This is a genomic window from Bacillus sp. SD127, from assembly GCF_058566445.1.
In genome coordinates this window covers 716,776-734,624 of the sequence record NZ_CP191226.1, presented here as the reverse complement: position 1 = coordinate 734,624, position 17,849 = coordinate 716,776, and the positions used below count along the sequence as shown (strand labels likewise).

General features: G+C 47.3%; 18 protein-coding genes and 1 pseudogene. 3 read left to right on the top strand and 16 right to left on the bottom strand.

Features of this window, described 5'->3' with window-relative positions; all coding sequences use genetic code 11:
• Window positions 1-10: 10 nt before the first annotated feature.
• From ACQVGS_RS03805 to ACQVGS_RS03745, 13 genes are all read right to left on the bottom strand, one after another.
• Window positions 11-649 (bottom strand): acetyltransferase, encoded by a 639-nt coding sequence (locus ACQVGS_RS03805; RefSeq protein ID WP_188323320.1) that lies wholly within the window; start codon window positions 647-649, stop codon window positions 11-13.
• Window positions 646-1,254 carry a sugar transferase gene (locus ACQVGS_RS03800; RefSeq protein WP_101864748.1) on the bottom strand — a complete coding sequence of 203 codons (609 nt, stop codon included), beginning with the start codon at window positions 1,252-1,254 and terminating at the stop codon, window positions 646-648. The genes ACQVGS_RS03805 and ACQVGS_RS03800 overlap by 4 nt, the downstream gene beginning before the upstream one ends.
• The gene (locus ACQVGS_RS03795) at window positions 1,251-2,768 is read right to left on the bottom strand and encodes an MATE family efflux transporter (RefSeq protein ID WP_151174527.1); all 1,518 of its coding nucleotides are present in this window, start codon (window positions 2,766-2,768) and stop codon (window positions 1,251-1,253) included. Before ACQVGS_RS03795 ends, ACQVGS_RS03800 begins: the two co-directional genes overlap by 4 nt.
• A complete protein-coding gene (locus ACQVGS_RS03790) occupies window positions 2,765-3,799 on the bottom strand; it encodes a glycosyltransferase (protein ID WP_188323321.1) in 1,035 nt (344 codons plus the stop codon). The genes ACQVGS_RS03795 and ACQVGS_RS03790 overlap by 4 nt, the downstream gene beginning before the upstream one ends.
• Window positions 3,796-4,872, bottom strand: a complete 1,077-nt coding sequence (locus tag ACQVGS_RS03785; protein WP_491830994.1) for a polysaccharide pyruvyl transferase family protein — start codon at window positions 4,870-4,872, stop codon at window positions 3,796-3,798. The genes ACQVGS_RS03790 and ACQVGS_RS03785 overlap by 4 nt, the downstream gene beginning before the upstream one ends.
• Before the next feature lie 4 nt (window positions 4,873-4,876).
• A complete protein-coding gene (locus tag ACQVGS_RS03780) occupies window positions 4,877-5,911 on the bottom strand; it encodes a glycosyltransferase family 2 protein (protein WP_487446415.1) in 1,035 nt (344 codons plus the stop codon).
• Between the two features lie 24 nt (window positions 5,912-5,935).
• Window positions 5,936-7,039, bottom strand: coding sequence for a biofilm exopolysaccharide biosynthesis protein EpsG (gene epsG / locus ACQVGS_RS03775; protein ID WP_151174529.1), 1,104 nt, complete (start codon window positions 7,037-7,039; stop codon window positions 5,936-5,938).
• A 2-nt stretch (window positions 7,040-7,041) separates the two neighbouring features.
• Window positions 7,042-8,190: a glycosyltransferase family 1 protein gene (locus ACQVGS_RS03770; RefSeq protein ID WP_099043507.1), complete on the bottom strand. Its 1,149-nt coding sequence runs from the start codon at window positions 8,188-8,190 to the stop codon at window positions 7,042-7,044.
• A complete protein-coding gene (epsE, locus tag ACQVGS_RS03765) occupies window positions 8,183-9,019 on the bottom strand; it encodes a glycosyltransferase EpsE (protein WP_255002034.1) in 837 nt (278 codons plus the stop codon). Before epsE ends, ACQVGS_RS03770 begins: the two co-directional genes overlap by 8 nt.
• On the bottom strand, window positions 9,016-10,161 hold the full coding sequence (locus ACQVGS_RS03760; protein ID WP_491830990.1) for a glycosyltransferase family 4 protein: 1,146 nt from the start codon (window positions 10,159-10,161) through the stop codon (window positions 9,016-9,018). The genes epsE and ACQVGS_RS03760 overlap by 4 nt, the downstream gene beginning before the upstream one ends.
• Before the next feature lie 11 nt (window positions 10,162-10,172).
• On the bottom strand, window positions 10,173-11,993 hold the full coding sequence (locus tag ACQVGS_RS03755) for a polysaccharide biosynthesis protein (RefSeq protein WP_491830988.1): 1,821 nt from the start codon (window positions 11,991-11,993) through the stop codon (window positions 10,173-10,175).
• A 233-nt stretch (window positions 11,994-12,226) separates the two neighbouring features.
• Window positions 12,227-12,910 carry a protein tyrosine kinase EpsB gene (gene epsB / locus ACQVGS_RS03750; RefSeq protein WP_024122936.1) on the bottom strand — a complete coding sequence of 228 codons (684 nt, stop codon included), beginning with the start codon at window positions 12,908-12,910 and terminating at the stop codon, window positions 12,227-12,229.
• A 22-nt stretch (window positions 12,911-12,932) separates the two neighbouring features.
• Window positions 12,933-13,625, bottom strand: coding sequence for a YveK family protein (locus tag ACQVGS_RS03745; RefSeq protein WP_394373937.1), 693 nt, complete (start codon window positions 13,623-13,625; stop codon window positions 12,933-12,935).
• 245 nt (window positions 13,626-13,870) lie between these two features.
• On the opposite strand from ACQVGS_RS03745, the gene slrR reads away from it, so the two are divergent.
• From slrR to ACQVGS_RS03730, 3 genes and pseudogenes are all read left to right on the top strand, one after another.
• Complete coding sequence (gene slrR / locus ACQVGS_RS03740) at window positions 13,871-14,329, top strand: HTH-type transcriptional regulator SlrR (protein WP_101859908.1); 459 nt, start codon at window positions 13,871-13,873, stop codon at window positions 14,327-14,329.
• Between the two features lie 74 nt (window positions 14,330-14,403).
• The gene (gene pnbA / locus ACQVGS_RS03735) at window positions 14,404-15,864 is read left to right on the top strand and encodes a para-nitrobenzyl esterase (RefSeq protein ID WP_151174533.1); all 1,461 of its coding nucleotides are present in this window, start codon (window positions 14,404-14,406) and stop codon (window positions 15,862-15,864) included.
• Window positions 15,865-15,874: 10 nt separating this feature from the next.
• Window positions 15,875-16,061 (top strand): annotated as a pseudogene (locus tag ACQVGS_RS03730) (hypothetical protein); the annotation flags it as partial.
• Window positions 16,062-16,089: 28 nt separating this feature from the next.
• On the opposite strand, the gene padC reads toward ACQVGS_RS03730, so the two are convergent.
• From padC to ACQVGS_RS03715, 3 genes are all read right to left on the bottom strand, one after another.
• Entirely contained in the window at window positions 16,090-16,575 is a 486-nt protein-coding gene (padC, locus tag ACQVGS_RS03725; RefSeq protein ID WP_003235304.1) for a phenolic acid decarboxylase, read from the bottom strand.
• 22 nt (window positions 16,576-16,597) lie between these two features.
• Window positions 16,598-17,053, bottom strand: a complete 456-nt coding sequence (locus tag ACQVGS_RS03720; protein WP_101864739.1) for a DUF3237 domain-containing protein — start codon at window positions 17,051-17,053, stop codon at window positions 16,598-16,600.
• A 107-nt stretch (window positions 17,054-17,160) separates the two neighbouring features.
• Window positions 17,161-17,847 (bottom strand): aspartate/glutamate racemase family protein, encoded by a 687-nt coding sequence (locus tag ACQVGS_RS03715; RefSeq protein WP_151175182.1) that lies wholly within the window; start codon window positions 17,845-17,847, stop codon window positions 17,161-17,163.
• Window positions 17,848-17,849 lie beyond the last annotated feature (2 nt).

Genomic DNA, 17,849 nt, shown 5'->3' with positions numbered 1-17,849 from the left:
ATCCTTTGCTTTAGGTTTGAATAGAGGAAATCACGCGCGCCGGGGTGCCGGCTGCCGTTACTCCGTCAGGGATGGAGCGGATCACCGCGGAGCCTGCGCCGATAATGCTCCAAGAGCCGATAGTAACCTGCGGAATGACGGAGGCCCCGGTGCCCACATGAGCCCCTTCTTGAACCGCAATACCACCAGAAAGCGTGGCGCGCGGAGAAAGATGAACAAAATCGCCGATCTGATTGTCGTGCTCTGCAATCGCGCCCGTATTGATGATACAATGGGCGCCGATCTGAACATCAGCCTGAATAATCGCACCGGCCATAATAACCGTTCCCTCCCCGATGACAGCCGATTTGCTGATGATGGCTGACGGGTGGATTAATGTGATGAAATCTTCTTTGTATAACCCCAGCCGCTCCGCCAGCTGTTTCCTGACGCTGTTGTTTCCAATTGCAATCACAAACATGACGTCAGGGATCAGTCTGCGCAATTCAGGAATTGCTTCCGAGGGGCCTGTGTACAGCTCTTTCTCAGCATCAAATGTGCTGAATTTATCGTCCAGCACCGCAGCTAAGCGCGTGTCTGAACGGGCGCTTATGAGTTCTCTGATCACCTTTCCGTGACCGCCGTCTCCCACAATGGCCACGTTTCTCATGAGGACACATCTCCGCTTCCTGTGAAGCGTTCTGCGGTCACATGATTGGTTTGCTGTATACCTTCTGACACAAGAACTTTGCGTACCGTCAGACATAAAATTTTCAAATCGATCAAGAATGAACGGTTGTCAACGTACCAAACATCCAGTTCAAATTTCTTTTCCCAGGAAATCGCGTTTCTGCCGTTGACCTGCGCCCAGCCTGTAATCCCGGGTTTCACCTCATGGCGCCGTGCCTGCTGTTTCGTATAAAGCGGCAGATAGTCCATCAGCAGCGGCCGGGGACCGACGAGGCTGAGGTCTCCTTTCAAAACGTTCAGAAGCTGTGGCAGCTCATCAATGCTCAGCTTTCTGATCAGCCTGCCTGTTTTCGTAAGCCTGACTGCATCCGGCAGCAGATTTCCCTCACTGTCCCGTTCGTCCGTCATCGTTCTGAATTTATAAAGGGTGAACGGCTTCCCATGCAGGCCGGGCCGTACTTGTTTAAAAAAGACAGGCGATCCTATTTTCAGCCTGACAACGGCGATAGTGAATAGAATAATGACACCCGTGCAGCACAATAAAAGAATAGCGGCCGTCAGATCAAAAAGACGTTTCAGGATCAAATATTTACAGCTCCTTTCGTTTTTCTAAACCGTTTCAGCACCAGCTGTCGTTCTTCTTTCGTACAAACAAGCATAAAAGCGAATACCCCGTAGCAGCAGCTGACAGCGGCACCTGCGGCAATCAGTGATGTCCAGCTTTCAATGGTGATACATAACTGAATGGCCTCACAAACCGCCCAGGCAAATAAAGCGGCAAAGACCGGACCGAACATGCCTGTAAAGAACACATGCTTTTTGTAGCCGGTAATGCGTGATACATATAGCGGCGTAAAGATGACATTTTTCAGCACAAGCGAAATCGCCCCGGCCAGCGTAATGCCGTAAAGCCCCAGATGCGCCGGCCCGCTTAATGTGACCGCCAGCACAACATTCACTGCGCCTAACAGCAGGGTGACGAGCGCCGGTGTTTTTTGTTGATTAAAGGCGGTCCATATATAAAACAGCGGCATAAAGGCAAGACTGACCGCCAAATATCCGGCGTGAATATATAAAAGCGGCACTACAGAGGAAAAGGACGGTCCAAGCCAGATCGTCAGAAAAGGCCCGGCCAAACCTCCCAATAATGCAGCCGGAAGCGCAAGCAAAAGCCCGTTCAGTCTCACTGCCTGATTGGCGTACTTGACCAAGCCGTCCATATCGCCTTTTGAATAATAAGAAGTAATGACAGGCGCAAATAGAGATGCGACTGTTCCTGCCAAACTGCGCAGCAGCAGCGGAAACTGGATAATCGCCGCGTATTTTCCCGCTTCAGATGCACCCAGCACCAAGTTGGCGGTCAATAGGTCGATCTGCAAAAAAAGCAGCACGCCGATCTGATTGACTGAGTTCCAGGTTCCTGCCTGAAACAGTTCCTTGCTTATGCGGAATGACAAGTCTTTCAGCCTAAATGAAAACCATGGAATCAGTTTTCTGAAAAAGCAGAAAGACAGAATAGACGCTATGACGGCACCGGCTAAAGCGGCAAGCTGAATCTGCCAGATTTTTGGCGTAAAGCAGGCAAACAGCGCCAGCACACACAATACACGGATGAGCATTTGCACCGCCTGAATAGAACTGGTGATATACAGCCGATTGGCATAAAACGGCGCCGCCCCAAACCCCGCCATCAAAAATGTTAAAAGAAACAGCAAACTTCCAATCAAAATCGACAGCCGAACATCAGCCAAAAGATCCTGAGGGACGTTCATAACGCGGTCAATAAAAAAAGCCGCACTCAAAAGAGGCAGCAGAAGCAGCAATGAAATCAAAACAGACGCAGCCAAATAATTGCTGATATACGCATTTGCTTTTTCCTGCTCTCCCCTGTGGGCTGCGACAGAAAAAAAACGCACAACCACGGAGCTGAGCGCCACCGTGATAATGGAGAAATAATTAATCACATTTTGCGTTAAATTCACAAAGCCGAAAGCCTCGACACCGAGCGTTTTGACAATAAAAGGCGTCATCCAGACAGACAGGAATACGGACAGAAGAAAAGCTGTAAGATTGGCGCTGAAGTTAATAGTGAATTTCATGCCTGCTTTGCACTGCCTTTCATGGTTCCGCGTGTCTCAAAAAACAGCTTGATGAGAAAGATCAGCCGCCATTTGCACAGTCCTAAGACCAATCGCTCGCCTCTGCCTAATTTCTCATGCTGGAACGGTGTGTGTCTGACAGCCTGCCGAACCATGTCATAGGATAAAATCTGTCTGATCTGTTTTTTGATGTCTTTCGCCGGCTGCGATGAGGCACAGGCGTTTGCCAGAAGCATCGGAAGCTGGTGCTTGCAAATGTACACATCTAAATCTTCTTTGCACACAGCCGATAAGCCGCACTGATTGTAAAATGCGAGTTTGGCTTGATATTGTTTTTGGATATTTTCATCCATCGCAGGTTTATAAGGGAGTTCCGTCAGGCTGTTCGGATTTTCACGGTATATGTACAAGCCTTCATCCAGCACTTTTACCCGCTCGGCTTCATAAAAAGCAGATAAATTAAAGGGTGAATCTTCAGCAAAACGGATGTCTTCATCAAACCACAGGTTCGCCCTTTCCAAAAGCTCACGGCGATACACATATCGCCATACATACCAGATAAATCTCGTTTCGTGGGCACGTTGGAGCTGCTCAGCTATATCCGCTTTTGTCAGCATACGGCCTGTTTCGAGCTGCGGCGGTACGTATACCCGTTTGTCTTCAAACTGTTTATAAAATCCGCAGCCAGCGATATCGAGCCGGTGCTGCTCCGCTTCTTCTGCAAGCCTTTGAAACATGGCGGGAGAGACATAATCGTCTCCGTCTACAAACCCGATATACGTGCCGCGCGCCGCTTTGATTCCCGCGTTTCGAGCCGAACTCAAGCCGCCATTTTTTTTATGAATGACTTGAACTCTTGCATCCCGTTTCGCGTATGCCGCTGCCATCTCACCAGATCGATCGGGTGTTCCATCATTAACAAGGATGATTTCTATATCGGAAAGCGTTTGGGCAAGCAGTGAATTGATGCATTCTTCAATGAATGGTTCAACGTTATACATCGGGACAATAATGCTGACGAGCGGTGTCATTGTGCTTCACCGCTGATTTTATCCCGCAGCCCTTTAAAATACATATCCCGCGGAAAGCCGGCACGGTTTGTTTCTTTTGTCAGCAGCTCTTTCACTGCGGCTGTCACAATTTCCGGCTCCGGCTGTTCAATCAGCTTCATGGTTGGAATACCTTTCAGCCATTGGTAGCCTTCCATGACTTTATGATCAAAAGACCGGATCACTACACACGGCGTTCCTGTCAGCGCACAAAAAATCATGCCGTGCAGCCTGTCTGTGACAACGGCTTCAGCACTTTGCAGCTTAGACCAAAGCGCTTCCAGCTCCTGTTCCCGTGTGCCGCGGCTGACCCGGCGACCGATCGTTGTCGTAAAAGCTTTGATATCACCAAATTCATCAAAAAGAGCGGCCTTCACGCGGTTTCTCTGATCCTCCTGAAGCACACTTTCCTGATCCTCGCGTAAACACATATACACCCCTTCGCGTTCCGCAGGGGTGCTGCTTCTATCTAAATACAGCACCATATCAGGCTGCTTCAGAATCTTTTTTTCTTTAAAATGCCGCTTCATAAATTGATACGTAGTTTCATCACGCGCCATCAGCAATAAACCGGGGTGCGCGTTATAAATTTTCTGCGCCCGTTTCAGCTCTTTTCGTCCCTTTTTCGTATCAGAAAAATGAACAGTTGCCGGTAGCTGGACGATTTGATAATCATGAAACGTTTTAATGATAAAGCGGCGCGTCCACTCTTCATACCGGTATAAATCCCCCATGTTTCCGCCGCCGATGATAAAGACCATATCCTCCGGGTGGCGGGAGCGGATCAGCGCTTTTGCTGATTTGTATATGTCCTTCATATCGACCTCAACGATTTCAAAATCGGAGTATTCCTGCTCAAGAAACGCTTTGCTCGCATAAGCAATGGCGTGATCCCCCAAATTGTCATGGGAAGGCAGCAGGGTCAGAATGATTTTCTTTTTATGTGCGGCAGCCTTTTCCGGCTGATCGGCCGCCCCCAGCCAAAATTGAGACGGGTACTTGACCTTTAGCAGCAGCCATTCTGCAAGATTGATTTTCAATGAATGTAACGACATGTCTTCACCCTCTGATTTTCATTTTGTACTCGATCACTCGCTGATACGCGGCGGACGCCATGGCAACGAGCGGAATCATTCTGTATTTCGCCATCAGCAGCAGGCATGACCGTTTTGCGTCAAAAGGCGCTGTCCCCGTTTTCGACAGACTGCCTTGAAACACCGGATCAGCGCAAATCACGCCGACCGTTTTGAGCCTTTCCAAAAGACGCCGGCTGGCGCTTGTTTTCCATTCGTTCAAAAGACAAATGGTCCCATGGAGAACGATAAAGAAATCAAGCTCCTTTCGGTACTCCTCCAGCTTGTTGTTCTCCTGTAAGAACCCTGCGTTCGCCTGATACAGCGCCAGTCCTGATTCAAACAGTTTTTTCTGATAACCCTGCACGATGGAGGAAAGGTGAATGCGATAATGGTAGAGAGGCGCTTTTACATAGGAAACCGAGCGGGCGAAAAAATGTGCCCTGAAGCTGAAAAACTGATCCTCGACATGCTCCAGCTCACCTCTGAGCGGGAACGAAAGCCGGTGTGCGTCAATCATGCTTCTTCGGTACAGTTTATTCCATGAAAATCCCCTGACCTTCCCTTCGAATAACGCCTTGATATAAGACTCCTTCGGCTGATCCTGATAGGTTTCCGCAATGTCTGAGACAACGGTTTTTTCAGTATCCTCAAACTCCGCGGCATAGTTGCAAATGACCAGATCGGTTTCCTCCGATGCTGCCTGAACCATTTGCAAGCAATAATCAGGCTCGATCCAATCGTCTGAGTCAATAAAAGCCACAAATTCGCCGCGGGCCGCTTCGATCCCTTTGTTCCGGACCGCACCGAGCCCTTGGTTTTCCTGGTGAATGACTCTGAATCGTTTATCCTCTTCTGCATATTCCTCCGCGATGTCCGGGCTGGCGTCTGCCGAACCGTCATTGACGATGATGATTTCAATATTGTCCAATGTCTGGTTCCTCAAAGATTCAAGGCAGTTTCTGATATAGGTTTCTGTATTATAAACAGCGACTAACAGACTAACCGCAGGTGTTTCCATAATGACCGGCTCCTCTTGCATAAATTACCGGGAAAAAATCGTTCTGTACGGCAGAACGGAAGAATCAACCGGCATAAGCAAATAACTGTATAAAAAATAACAAACCACAATGGCGATATAGATCAACGCATTCGATTTCTCATCAAATATCCTGACAAAATAAGGGATTAGGATCATTTGATACAGTCCGAAGTAAATATTAAACCTGGCAAAGATCACGTCCTTTGTGGCCAAGAGCCCGAATAAAAATCCGAGAAGGCACAAATTGACGACAATATCGATTTGCGGCCACAGCTTTCGGAGGCGCTCCCTGTAACAAAAGGCCAAAAACAGCGGCAGGACCAAAACAGCGATTTTGACCACATTCATTCCGTTTGTATTTGTCATCAGCCACTTTTCATAATGGCTGTATGAGCTGTTTTCAAGGACAACGACAAATACCGAAATAAATTTCTGATACAAAAAGGTCATGCCGAGAAATAAAGCTGAGAGGCCGAATATTGCCGGTGACCAGGCTTTTCTTCTGACAATAAAATAGACCGGAATCATCACCAGCGCCGAGGAGTGAAAGAGCGAACTGACCAGCACAATCAGAAAATAACGCTTCCAGTTTCCATTGATGATATAGCGAATCGCCCAAAACAAAGCGGCTGCCACCATGTATTGTCTGATTCCGTTAAAGGATGCGTAATAATGAAAGGTTCCTAAAAATAAAAAGACGCTCAGCTCAAACGGTCTTCCGTAGTCTGCCAGCGTCTTGATAATAAAGATATAGGTCACGGCCGCAACGGTCACATACATGATTTGCGGGTCCTTCGTGATGAAATTCATCAGCCATAGCAGTGCGGTAAAGCCCGGATCTGTTGCCGTTTTCGCCGTGCCGAAACCGAATATCTGCCAAATATTTTGATAGTCTCCTGCCATTTGATACAGCAGCGTATACGTCTGAAAATCTGTACCGACCCTGTAACGCAGGCCCGAAACAAGCACAAGTGAGGCAAGCGGAATCCAAATGAGAAGCTTGTTCGGACGATAGCCGGTCGCAAGTGACTCATCCCGGCCGCCGCACATTTTAGCAAACCAAGACCAAATATATACAATTCCCATATTGACGACATACACAATCATTTTTATTGTCCTTTTTCAGTGCTAATCTGATATAAATTCATCAATGCACCCACATTTCGCCGCGCATCATAGCCAAGTTTCGCAAGGGTATCTTTCACGAGCTCCCGCTTCGGCCTGCCTGCGGCGGCCGCTCTTACAATTGTTTCAGCCCAAATATCCATCGGCTTAGAGAGACTCACCCTTTTCACAAGTCCGAGCCCCGTGTCGACTTTTTCTGTGATCGTGTCGGAAATAATGCACGGAAGGCCCGAAGCCTGCGCTTCCACAAGCACAACAGGCAAGCCTTCGTACAATGACGGCATGACAAATACATCAAAGGTGCGCATGAGCTCATGAATGTGTTCTTCAGTTCCTAAAAAGAGGACATCTGAAAGCAGATTCAGCCGCCGCGCTTCCTCCTCCATCTGCTCCCGCAGCGGTCCGTCTCCTGCGAGAACCATCTGAAAACGAACTCCCCGTTTTTTCAGGTGAACGGCAAGCTTCAGCAAAAACGCGTGGTTTTTCACTTCATGAAATCGGGCCACATGACCAATGATCAGACGGTCAGATGCTATGCCGCGTGCTTTTTTTTCGTCATCGGCCGCCTGCCCGGCGGGAGAGAACAGATCAAGGTCGATTCCGTTCGGCAGCAGATGAACACGCTTCCGCTCCATATTGGATCGCCCGAACAAAAACCGGCCCGCATCCTCTCCGCAAGCGCACAATTCAGTCGCATAAGCCAAAATGAGGCGTCTGAACACCATCAGCTGCAGGCGGTCCTTCCAATTGAAGCCGGTCTTCCACGAGGTGTTATGGGAATGGCATACTCTGACCTGCACCCCGGCTAGCCTTGCCGCAAGCGCGATAAAGCCGGTTTGAAAATCTGTGTGCGCATGAACCGCGCTGAACGGCCCGTTTTCTTTTATTGTGTTTCTTACATTCTTCACAAATGTGAGGGGATTGCTTTGTCCGATACTCGGGACATAAAAAAGCCGCCCGCCTAGCGATAAAATTTCTTCATCATAAGCGCACGGATCATTTCGATAGGTTAAAAAATCAAATTGCACCTTGCTTCTATCCATTTTCCGATATAAATTCATGACCATGGTTTCCGCGCCGCCCCTGTTCATGCCGCTGAGAACATGGAGCACGCGCTGCTGGCTGTTATTCATGCTTCACAAGCCCTTCCTTCTGATTCATCACTCTTTTTTTATGATAACGATTCATCACAGCAGGAGGCATAAACGCGCGAATGAGCGGTTTTGCGATATAGATGTAAGCGGAAAAAGGAAGCTTCAGGCGTCTGCATGCCTGGTACACAAGAATAGCGTTGTCGATTGAATAGGTAAAAGACCGCCTCTTGAATGCGTCGCTGTCTTCCCTTACTTTATACAGCGCTTCTTGGAGGTTATAGCCTCGGAAGCCCTCTCCAAAAAAGCGGAGCCACAAATCGATATCCTCCATTCGTCTTGTCCGCCGCATCGAACGATAGCCTTTCAGCGTACGGTAAGCGCTGGCTCTCATCATGATTGTCCCATGACAAAACGGCGTCCCTTTCGCCATGATGGCCGGCTCCGGAACAGAAGGCAGCATCCGTGTGCCCCTTACGCCAAATTCATCAAACACTAGCATGCCGGTGCCGACCACCTGGTAGTGCCGATGCTTTTCTAAAAAGGCAACCTGCTTCTCCAGACGGCGCGGAAAGGACAGATCATCTCCGTCCTGACGGGCGATATACTCGCCTGTCGCATAAGAAAGACAGTGATTTAACGAAGCGGCCAGCCGCTTGTTTGTTTGATTGTGAATCAGCTTGATGCGGTCGCTGTAATGAGCGGCATACTGCTTCGCAATACGGAGCGTGCCGTCTGTTGACGCATCATCGCACATAATCAGCTCCCAATTTTTATAGGATTGGCTGAGAATGGATTCAATGCTTTCCGCCAAAGTGCGTTCACAATTATAAATGCCCATAATGACAGAAACTTTCGGTCCTGAATTCATACGCTTTTCTCCTTTTTATCCATATCCATGTACACGGAATAAATATCTGCCATTTCTTCTACCGTTCGCGCTTCCGAAAAGCGCAAGGCTGTTTGGCGGCCTTCCTGTCCGAGTGTTCTCCGCAGTTCCGGCTCAAGGTAGAGCTGTTCAATCCGATCGGCAAAAGCGGCGCTGTTGCCAATTTTGATGAGAAACCCGTTTTTTCCGTCCCGGATGATTTCCCGGTGTCCGCGGTTCTCAGTGGCAATCGCCGGCTTCTCCGCCGCCATGCCCTCAAGCACATTCATGCCGAGGCCTTCTCTGATGCTGGATGCGACAGATACATCCGCAAGCTGGATCAGCTCGTGAATATCGCGGCAAAAGCCGTAAAAGCAAACATTGCGGGAAGCTCCAAGCTTTTCAGCTAAGGCCCGATACGTTTGTTCCATCGCTCCTTCTCCGGCAAAAACAAGACGGAGCTCAGGAATCTTATCTTTCAGCAGTGCGGCAGCTTCAATTAACAGCTTCTGATTTTTGTTGAGGTTCAGTTCAGCCGGATAGATCAATATAAAGTCGTCTTTTTGGAAGCCGTGCTTTTCTCTCAACCTATGCTGCTCTTCAAGGCTGACTGGCCGGAACCTGTCTGTATTAACGCCGATGCCGTGAATTTTTTCTGTCATTCCGCCCGGTCTTTGAAGCCCTTTCGCTCGTGTGTAATCTTCTTCATTTATGGTGATCAGGCAGTCTGTATAGGCAGAAAGCCATTTTTCAACCGGATAATAAAGGACCCAGTTTTTCATCGGCGCTCCGCTGCAAAAATGAAATCCGTGAGCGGTGTAGATCACCTTTGTTCCGTTTCGTCTCGCATGCCGTGACGCAAGCCGGGCAAGAACACCGCCGACCGGCGTATGGCAATGGACGATGTCGTACTGATTGGTCTCGATCACTTTCTTCAGCTGTCTGTAAACGGCAATGTTCTGAGGATGAAAGGGTGACCTTCGGATCGGAATGGAGAATTTCTCATCGACATACGGCAGCCGCGTCTGTCCGCTCGCAGCAACATGAACCTTCCAGCCCAATTGTTTAAACCATTTAAAGTAAGGAAGATGAAAAGCTTTAAAGTGATAATCGACAGTGGCACAAAATAGTATTTTTTTCGTCATCTCCACTCCCCCTAACGAACGCCGGCAGCCGTCATTTCGTTTGATGTGTCTATTGCCGCAAACAGCCGCTCTCTGAGCTCGGCTTCCGGCAGCTGATTGAAATCTTCTATAAAGCGCATCAGCAATGGCCAGTCGCCGTCCACCGCTTTGCCGATATGGATTTTCGGAAAAACTTGTTCAGCGTGAACTTCATTTTTGTTCAGCAGCTCCTCATACATTTTTTCACCCGGGCGAATGCCTGTGAACTCAATCGGAATCTGCTCCGTCGTGTAGCCAGATAAATGAATGAGGTTCTTGGCGAGATCGACAATCTTCACGGGCTCGCCCATATCAAGAACAAAAATTTGGCGTCCTTTCGCCAGCGCTCCAGCTTGGATGACAAGCCGTGACGCTTCGGGAATGGTCATGAAATAACGGGTCATCGCCGGATGTGTCACCGTAACGGGACCGCCTTTTTCAATCTGTTTCTTAAAAACCGGAATGACGCTGCCTCGGCTGCCAAGCACATTGCCAAAGCGGACAGCGACGAATTTTGTTCTGCTGAATTTCCCCAAATTCATAATAATCATTTCAGCAAAGCGTTTTGTTGCCCCCATTACATTGGCCGGGTTCACCGCTTTATCAGATGAAATGAGCACAAATGTCTCTGTCCCGCACATATCTGCCGCTTCCGCCACATTTTTTGTTCCGATAATGTTGTTTTTGACTGCCTCTTCGGGGTTGTGCTCCATTAAAGGCACATGCTTATGGGCAGCCGCATGATAGACGACGTGCGGTTCGTATTTTTTCATTAAGGTAAACATTTTGTCGCGGTCCTGCACATCCGCAATTTCTGTGTGGAACACGATGTGTTTGCCGAATCGTCCATTCAGTTCAGAATAAATAGAATGAATGCTGTTTTCCCCATGGCCGAGAAGAACGATATCCTTAGGCTGGAACGCGCTGATTTGCCGGCAGATTTCCGAGCCGATTGAACCGCCCGCTCCTGTGACGAGAACTGTTTTTTCTTTGATGCGGTTTGAAATTTCGCTTGTGTCGAGGGTTATCGGCTTCCTGCCGAGTAAATCCTCAGCCTTTACATCTCTGATTTGCCCGGCAGTGCGCGTTCCAAGCAGCATTTCATCAAAATGAGGCATGATTTTGATGTTCACTCCGGTCCGCACGCATTCTTTGTATAGCACCTGCAGTTCATGGGTACGGAGAGAAGGAATCGCAATGATAATATAGTTAATTTTGAGCTTTTGCACCGCAGGCATGATACTTTCTTTTCCGCCGATGACGGGCAGTCCCATCATTTCCAGCTTATGTTTCGTTTGATCGTCATCAATAAAAGCGACAGGTGTAATGTCAGGATCGTCTTTCTGCAGCAGCTGCCTGACCATCAGGGTTCCGCCTGATCCCGCTCCGATAATCAATGCGCGGGCCGACGTGCTGCGTTTTTTTCTGATGCTTTCTTTTAATATTCTCGATAAAACGCGGGTCCCCCCGATGAACAGAAGCTGAAGCACCCAGCACGCCGTTAACAGCCGGAAAAACATTGTATGATACACAGCGTACTGAATGATGCCGGTCACAGCGGCTGAAATCGTAATGACCTTAAGCAGAGCGATCAGTTCGCCAAGCCCGGTGTATGTCCAGACTTGTTTATACTGACGGAACAGGATAGCACATACATGATAGCTGAGGAGCAAGCTGACAGCGGTAAGCAATAATGCTCCGGAGTCATAAAATTGATAAGAATCTTTTAAAAATTGATATCCTGCAATAACTGAATTCAAAACGAGATAAGTATCCAGCGCGATAATCATTGACAGTCTTCTCCGGTAACTCAACCTTTTCCCCCCTAATACTTTTATCGGTTTAGCTGCGGCGGTTTTCGTCATCTAAAAAACGACAGCAGCTAAACCGATAACATTTCCTATGTATATCAAATAAGTGGGCATTTAACCCGTCCTCACGCCCCGCCAGCGACGACCAGCATCTAAGGCAGCCTGTTCAAGCTTGCCCACAGCGGAGCCGAGTGCCTCCATTGATACAGGTAAGGAGACATCACCTAAAAGCAAAATTAATAGGAATAGTGTTCAGATTTTTTCATTTTCTTTTTATTTAAGAGCGCGCCTAACAGCTTTGCATTGGATTGCTCCAGTGCGTCCTTCGCTTTCAGGACGGTATCGGTTTTTGTTTTTCCGCTTAAGACAACGAGCACGCTTCCATCTGTCTGGTTCGCTAAAATTTGAGCGTCCGCGACAGCTAAAAGCGGAGGAGAATCAAAGATCACCAGACTGAATTGGTCATAGATATCTGATATCAAATCTCCCATTGCCTTCGAGGATAACAGTTCTGCCGGATTCGGCGGCGTCGGTCCGCTTGTCAGCACATATAAGTTATCGATCGGTGTCTTTTGCACCGTTTCATTTAGAGAAGCATTGCCGACCAGCACATTTGTCAGCCCGGTCAGATTTTCAACCTGAAACGTCTGGTTAATTGTCGGTTTTCTTAAATCGGCGTCCACCAGCAGCACTTTCTTTTCCTGCTGCTGCGCAAAGACTGCCGCAAGATTCGCTGCACTGAACGATTTTCCTTCACCAGGCACAGAGGAGGTGACGAGAATGGACCGCAAGTTGGTCTGTACGGATGAAAACTCAATGTTTGTCCGAATGGTGCGATATTGTTCCGCAACAATTGATTTATGATGTAAAACGGATATTTGAGCCAAACCTCGCCTTGCTTTCTTTTTTCTAAAGACCACTCACTTCACTCCTCGAAATGTTTTATCCAACCCTGCGATTCCGTTTCTTTTTGACATCAGGGACGGAGCCTAAGCAGGGCAATCCGGTTTTCTCGCTGAGCTGCCGTGCGCTTTTGCACGTATCATCGAGAAAATGCAGAAAAAATGCCAGTGTAATGCCGCCCATCACGGCCGCCCCAAAAGCCATGACCATATTTCTCATTCGGGACGGCTTGATCATCGAGCTTTCAGAAGCCTTCGCCTCTGATAGAATATGTACGCCTTGGACATTCATTCTTTCATCTACTTCTTTTTCAAACTTGCTGACTAACGTGTTCGCAATCTTAGCCGCTCGCTCCGGATTGTGATCCTGAACGGCAACGGTGATAATTTCTGATTCATTTTCACTGCTTGTCATCACTTTTCCTTTCAGCGAGGAAGCCGATTCAGAAAGATGCAATTCCGACTTGACCTCTTCCATCAAGGCCGTGCTTTTTATAATCGATTGGAACGTGCTGCTGTACTGAAGATTTCGCTGGATGTCACTGAGATTCGAGTTTTCTTCACCGTCTGATTCATGAATCAGCACTTGAGTCGACGCCTGATAAGTCGGTGAAATGACCTTAAATTGCACAAAACCTGTAATAAAGGTGACGCCTATTGTGATGAGCAGAATCAGCACGAATCTATGTCTGACAATCGCGTATAACTCTTTAAAACTCATATTCTCATTCATATATTCATAGCCTTCAGCCTTCTCACGGCTGGCTTCCCAAGCCCCTTTCTGTTAATGATTGGATTATAAAAGAAAACTTTATTATTTAAAAATTGCAAAATAAGCCAATAAGTTCTCTTTAGAGAACAATATCATGATTTTCCTCTTATTTACTGCGCTTCCCTTATTATTTTAAATTTTATAAAGAACGAATAATTCCTTATAATGAACGAAATAACGACAGGAATAGAGGAGAATTTCATATTATGATTGGAAGAATTATCCGTTTGTACCGCAAAAGAAAAGGCTATTCTATTAATCAGCTGGCTATCGAGTCAGGCGTTTCTAAATCCTATTTAAGCAAGATTGAAAGAGGCGTTCATACGAATCCGTCCGTTCAATTTTTGAAAAAAGTATCAGCAACCCTGGATGTCGAATTAACAGAATTATTCGACGCTGAAACGATGATGTATCAAAAAATCAGCGGCGGAGAGGAAGAATGGCGTGTGCATCTTGTACAAGCTGTTCAAGCCGGAATGGAAAAAGAAGAATTGTTCACTTTTACGAACAAGCTAAAGAAAGAGGAGCCTGAAACCGCCTCCTACCGAAACCGAAAGCTGACAGAATCGAATATAGAAGAGTGGAAAGCGCTGATGGCGGAAGCGAGAGAAATCGGCCTGACGGTTCAGGAAGTCAAATCCTTTTTAAAAACGATGGGAAAATGAATATCGTAGAAGGGCTGAGGTTCGCATCGTAAGGACAAATTTGTTTATAATGGGGGAAAAAGGGAGAGAACGCTATGTCTGAATCAGTGGTCAAAACGCAATACGGCACAGTGAAAGGCATTTCAAAAAACGGTGTCCAAACATGGAAAGGCATCCCCTACGCAAAGCCGCCCGTCGGACAATTGCGCTTTAAAGCACCTGATCCGCCGGCGGCCTGGGAAGGCGTACTGGACGCAACTGCATACGGCCCGGTTTGCCCGCAGCCGCCTGATTTACTGTCATATTCATACCCTGAACTCCCCCGCCAGTCTGAGGACTGCCTGTATGTAAATGTATTTGCACCTGACACTCCGGGCAAAAATCGTCCTGTCATGGTGTGGATTCATGGCGGCACATTTTATCTCGGCGCGGGCAGTGAGCCTTTATACGACGGCTCGAACCTGGCAGCTCAGGGAGATGTCATTGTCGTCACTCTGAACTATCGGCTGGGGCCATTCGGCTTTTTGCATTTGTCTTCCATTGATGAAGCGTATTCCAACAACCTTGGACTGCTTGACCAAACCGCGGCTCTGAAATGGGTCAAGGACAATATCTCTGCGTTTGGCGGCGATCCGGAAAATGTAACGGTGTTTGGAGAATCAGCAGGCGGTATGAGCATTGCCGCACTGCTTGCCATGCCTGCTGCAAAAGGCCTGTTCCAGAAAGCAATCTTGGAAAGCGGCTCTTCCCGAACCATGACAGAAGAAAAAGCGGCAAGCACCGCGCATGCTTTTTTACGAATCCTTGGAATTGACCGTTACCAATTGGACAGGCTGCATACTGTGTCTGCGGAAGATTTGCTTAAAGCCGCCGACCAGCTGCGAAAAACCGAAAATGAAAATATCTTTCAGCTGTTCTTCCAGCCTGCACTTGATCCGAAAACACTGCCTGCTGAGCCGGAGAAAGCCATCGCTGAAGGAGCCGCTGACGGCATTCCGCTGTTAATCGGAACAAATCGTGATGAAGGGTATTTATTTTTCACGCCGGATTCAGAAGTTCACTCTCAGGAAACAATTGATGAAGCGCTTGAGTATCTATTGGGTCAGCCGCTGGCAAAGAAAGCGGCCGAGCTGTATCCGCGCTCTCTCGAAAGCCAAATTCATATCATGACCGATTTGCTGTTTTGGCGCCCGGCCGTCGCCTGCGCCTCCGCCCAGTCCCGTTACGCACCTGTCTGGATGTACCGATTCGACTGGCATCCGGACAAGCCGCCGTACAATAAAGCGTTTCACGCACTGGAACTGCCGTTTGTGTTCGGCAATCTAAACGGACTGAAACGAATGGTACAAGCAGACATTACGGATGAGGTCAAACAGCTCTCACACACGATACAATCAGCATGGCTTGCCTTCGCAAAAACAGGAAATCCAAGCTGCGAGGATGTACAATGGCCGGCTTATACTGAAGACAAACGAGAAACCTTGATTTTGAATTCCGAACTTTCTATTGAGCATGATCCTGATGGTGAGAAGCGGAAAAAACTATTAAACTCATAAGGAGAATCACATGGGGAAATCGGGCTGCTTGGGTGCCGTCATCGTTGTGGCAGCGTGTATCTTCATTTTATCAGCAGTCGTTTTTTTGCGAGACACAGCTTATTACCAGCCCATTCGCTGGATTGGAATCATACTGTTTTTCGCAGGAATTGTGATGGTGCCCACATACTCAGCAAAAAGAACCCGGTAAAGAGAAGTCATTCTCTTTACCGGGTTTTTGTTTTTTTACAATTTTCCTGCGCGAATATCGTCTGTCATTCCTTCATAAGGTGCTTTAGAAATGACTTCCTCATTATCGGCTCCCTCATTTTTCAAAAATGTAATTTCCGCAAATTCAGGCACTACGTATTTTGGATAGGTTTCATATTTTTCGCGTGATTCTTTCATCAGGTCAATGTGGTCATTTTGGTAGCAGACCGTAATTTCAGGATGTTCATGCACCCATTTCGGGAAGAAAATAATGCCGTGCATGCGTTTTTCATTCGGCATAAAGTTTAACGAAACATCTGTGCCTGTCGGCTCTGTCCAAGACACTTTATATACGCCCTCTGTCAGTTTGACAATGTTCACTTCCTGATCCCGAACCCAGCGTCCGGCAACCATTCCGCTATGAATTCTATAATCAATTGTATGGTCATTTTTAATATAAATCTCGTATTCCCAACCGTTTTCATAAGTATAAATCATGTGGCTTCCGATAAAGTTTTCCATATTTCACACTCTCCTTAGTCTTTTACTCTACTTCATAAATATCTAATCGAACGTAATCAGGGGTTCTTTCTGCGGAACCGATAAACAAGCGGTCATGCAGCCATTGATAGGTTTCACTGCCTGTCTCAAAAGTCGGCACCGTACGGAAATAAACATGCTCGGTGTCAATAATTTCTCCGGCAGCTGCTTGGGTTCGGAACGGCTCGCTGACTTGCCGTATTCCATTGTTTTCAATGTAAATCAGTTCATGATCTGCAGTTTCTATGACATATCTGGCAGATAAATCTGTTCTGCCGTCAGCGCGAATGATTTGCGAATCAGCTCCGCCCGGCAAAATACGTCCTTCCACTTCCCCGGTTATTGTTCCCGATCGAATCGGAATCCAACGTCTCAGCCCTAAGCCTGTCTCACCAATGGTGATCGGAGGATCAACCTTCATGTCTAGAGAGACGAATTTCTTTAAAACTGGCTTCTTCATAAGCACCACCTGACCTTCAGAAGAGATCGTGTAACTATTTACATGTTTACTTTAACAACATTACATGAGGCTGTCAAACGATAAGAACACAAAAAAACAAGAGCCGATTACATACAGCCCTTGTTGAATGGTTCGTTTTGATAGGTAAGATACGTGCTGACCGTGCTTTTTGCGAGACAATCAGAGGAATTTATAATCGGGATATCACCGTGAAAATGATCTAACACCGTGTTCAAATCTGTGCAAGCCGAAATGATGAGATCCGCTCTTTTACTGATTTCCAAATATAGCTCCCGCCATATGTCCTGAGTTTTGTGAACATGATTCGGCTGTTTGATCGCGGCGATGAGCTGATTGACTTCCCGCTGCCAATGTTTCTCATGAATAAACTCATGTCCGCCCGCCTTCAACCCTTTTTGATAAATACAGGATTGTATGGTTGAATCTGTTCCTAAAACAGCCACTTTTTGTGCTGAATCCGGAAGCTCCTTCATCGTTTCCTCAATGATATGTAACAAAGGAATCGACAATGCCTGCTGGATGTCTTCAAAATAGGCATGCGCGGTATTACAAGGAAGAGAAATAAAGTCCGCACCGGTCTTCTCCAGCTTGACGGCTCCATCAATAATCGCTTTTTTCATTTCATCATGATCGATTGGACGATCGACATAAAAGGGTGTCGGACAGGAATAAATCATCATCTGCGGGTAGTCGATATCATGTGAAGCGCCATAGAGCTTCTGACAGTAATCAATGACATTATCTAAAAACGGAGAGGTCGATTTTGGCCCCATTC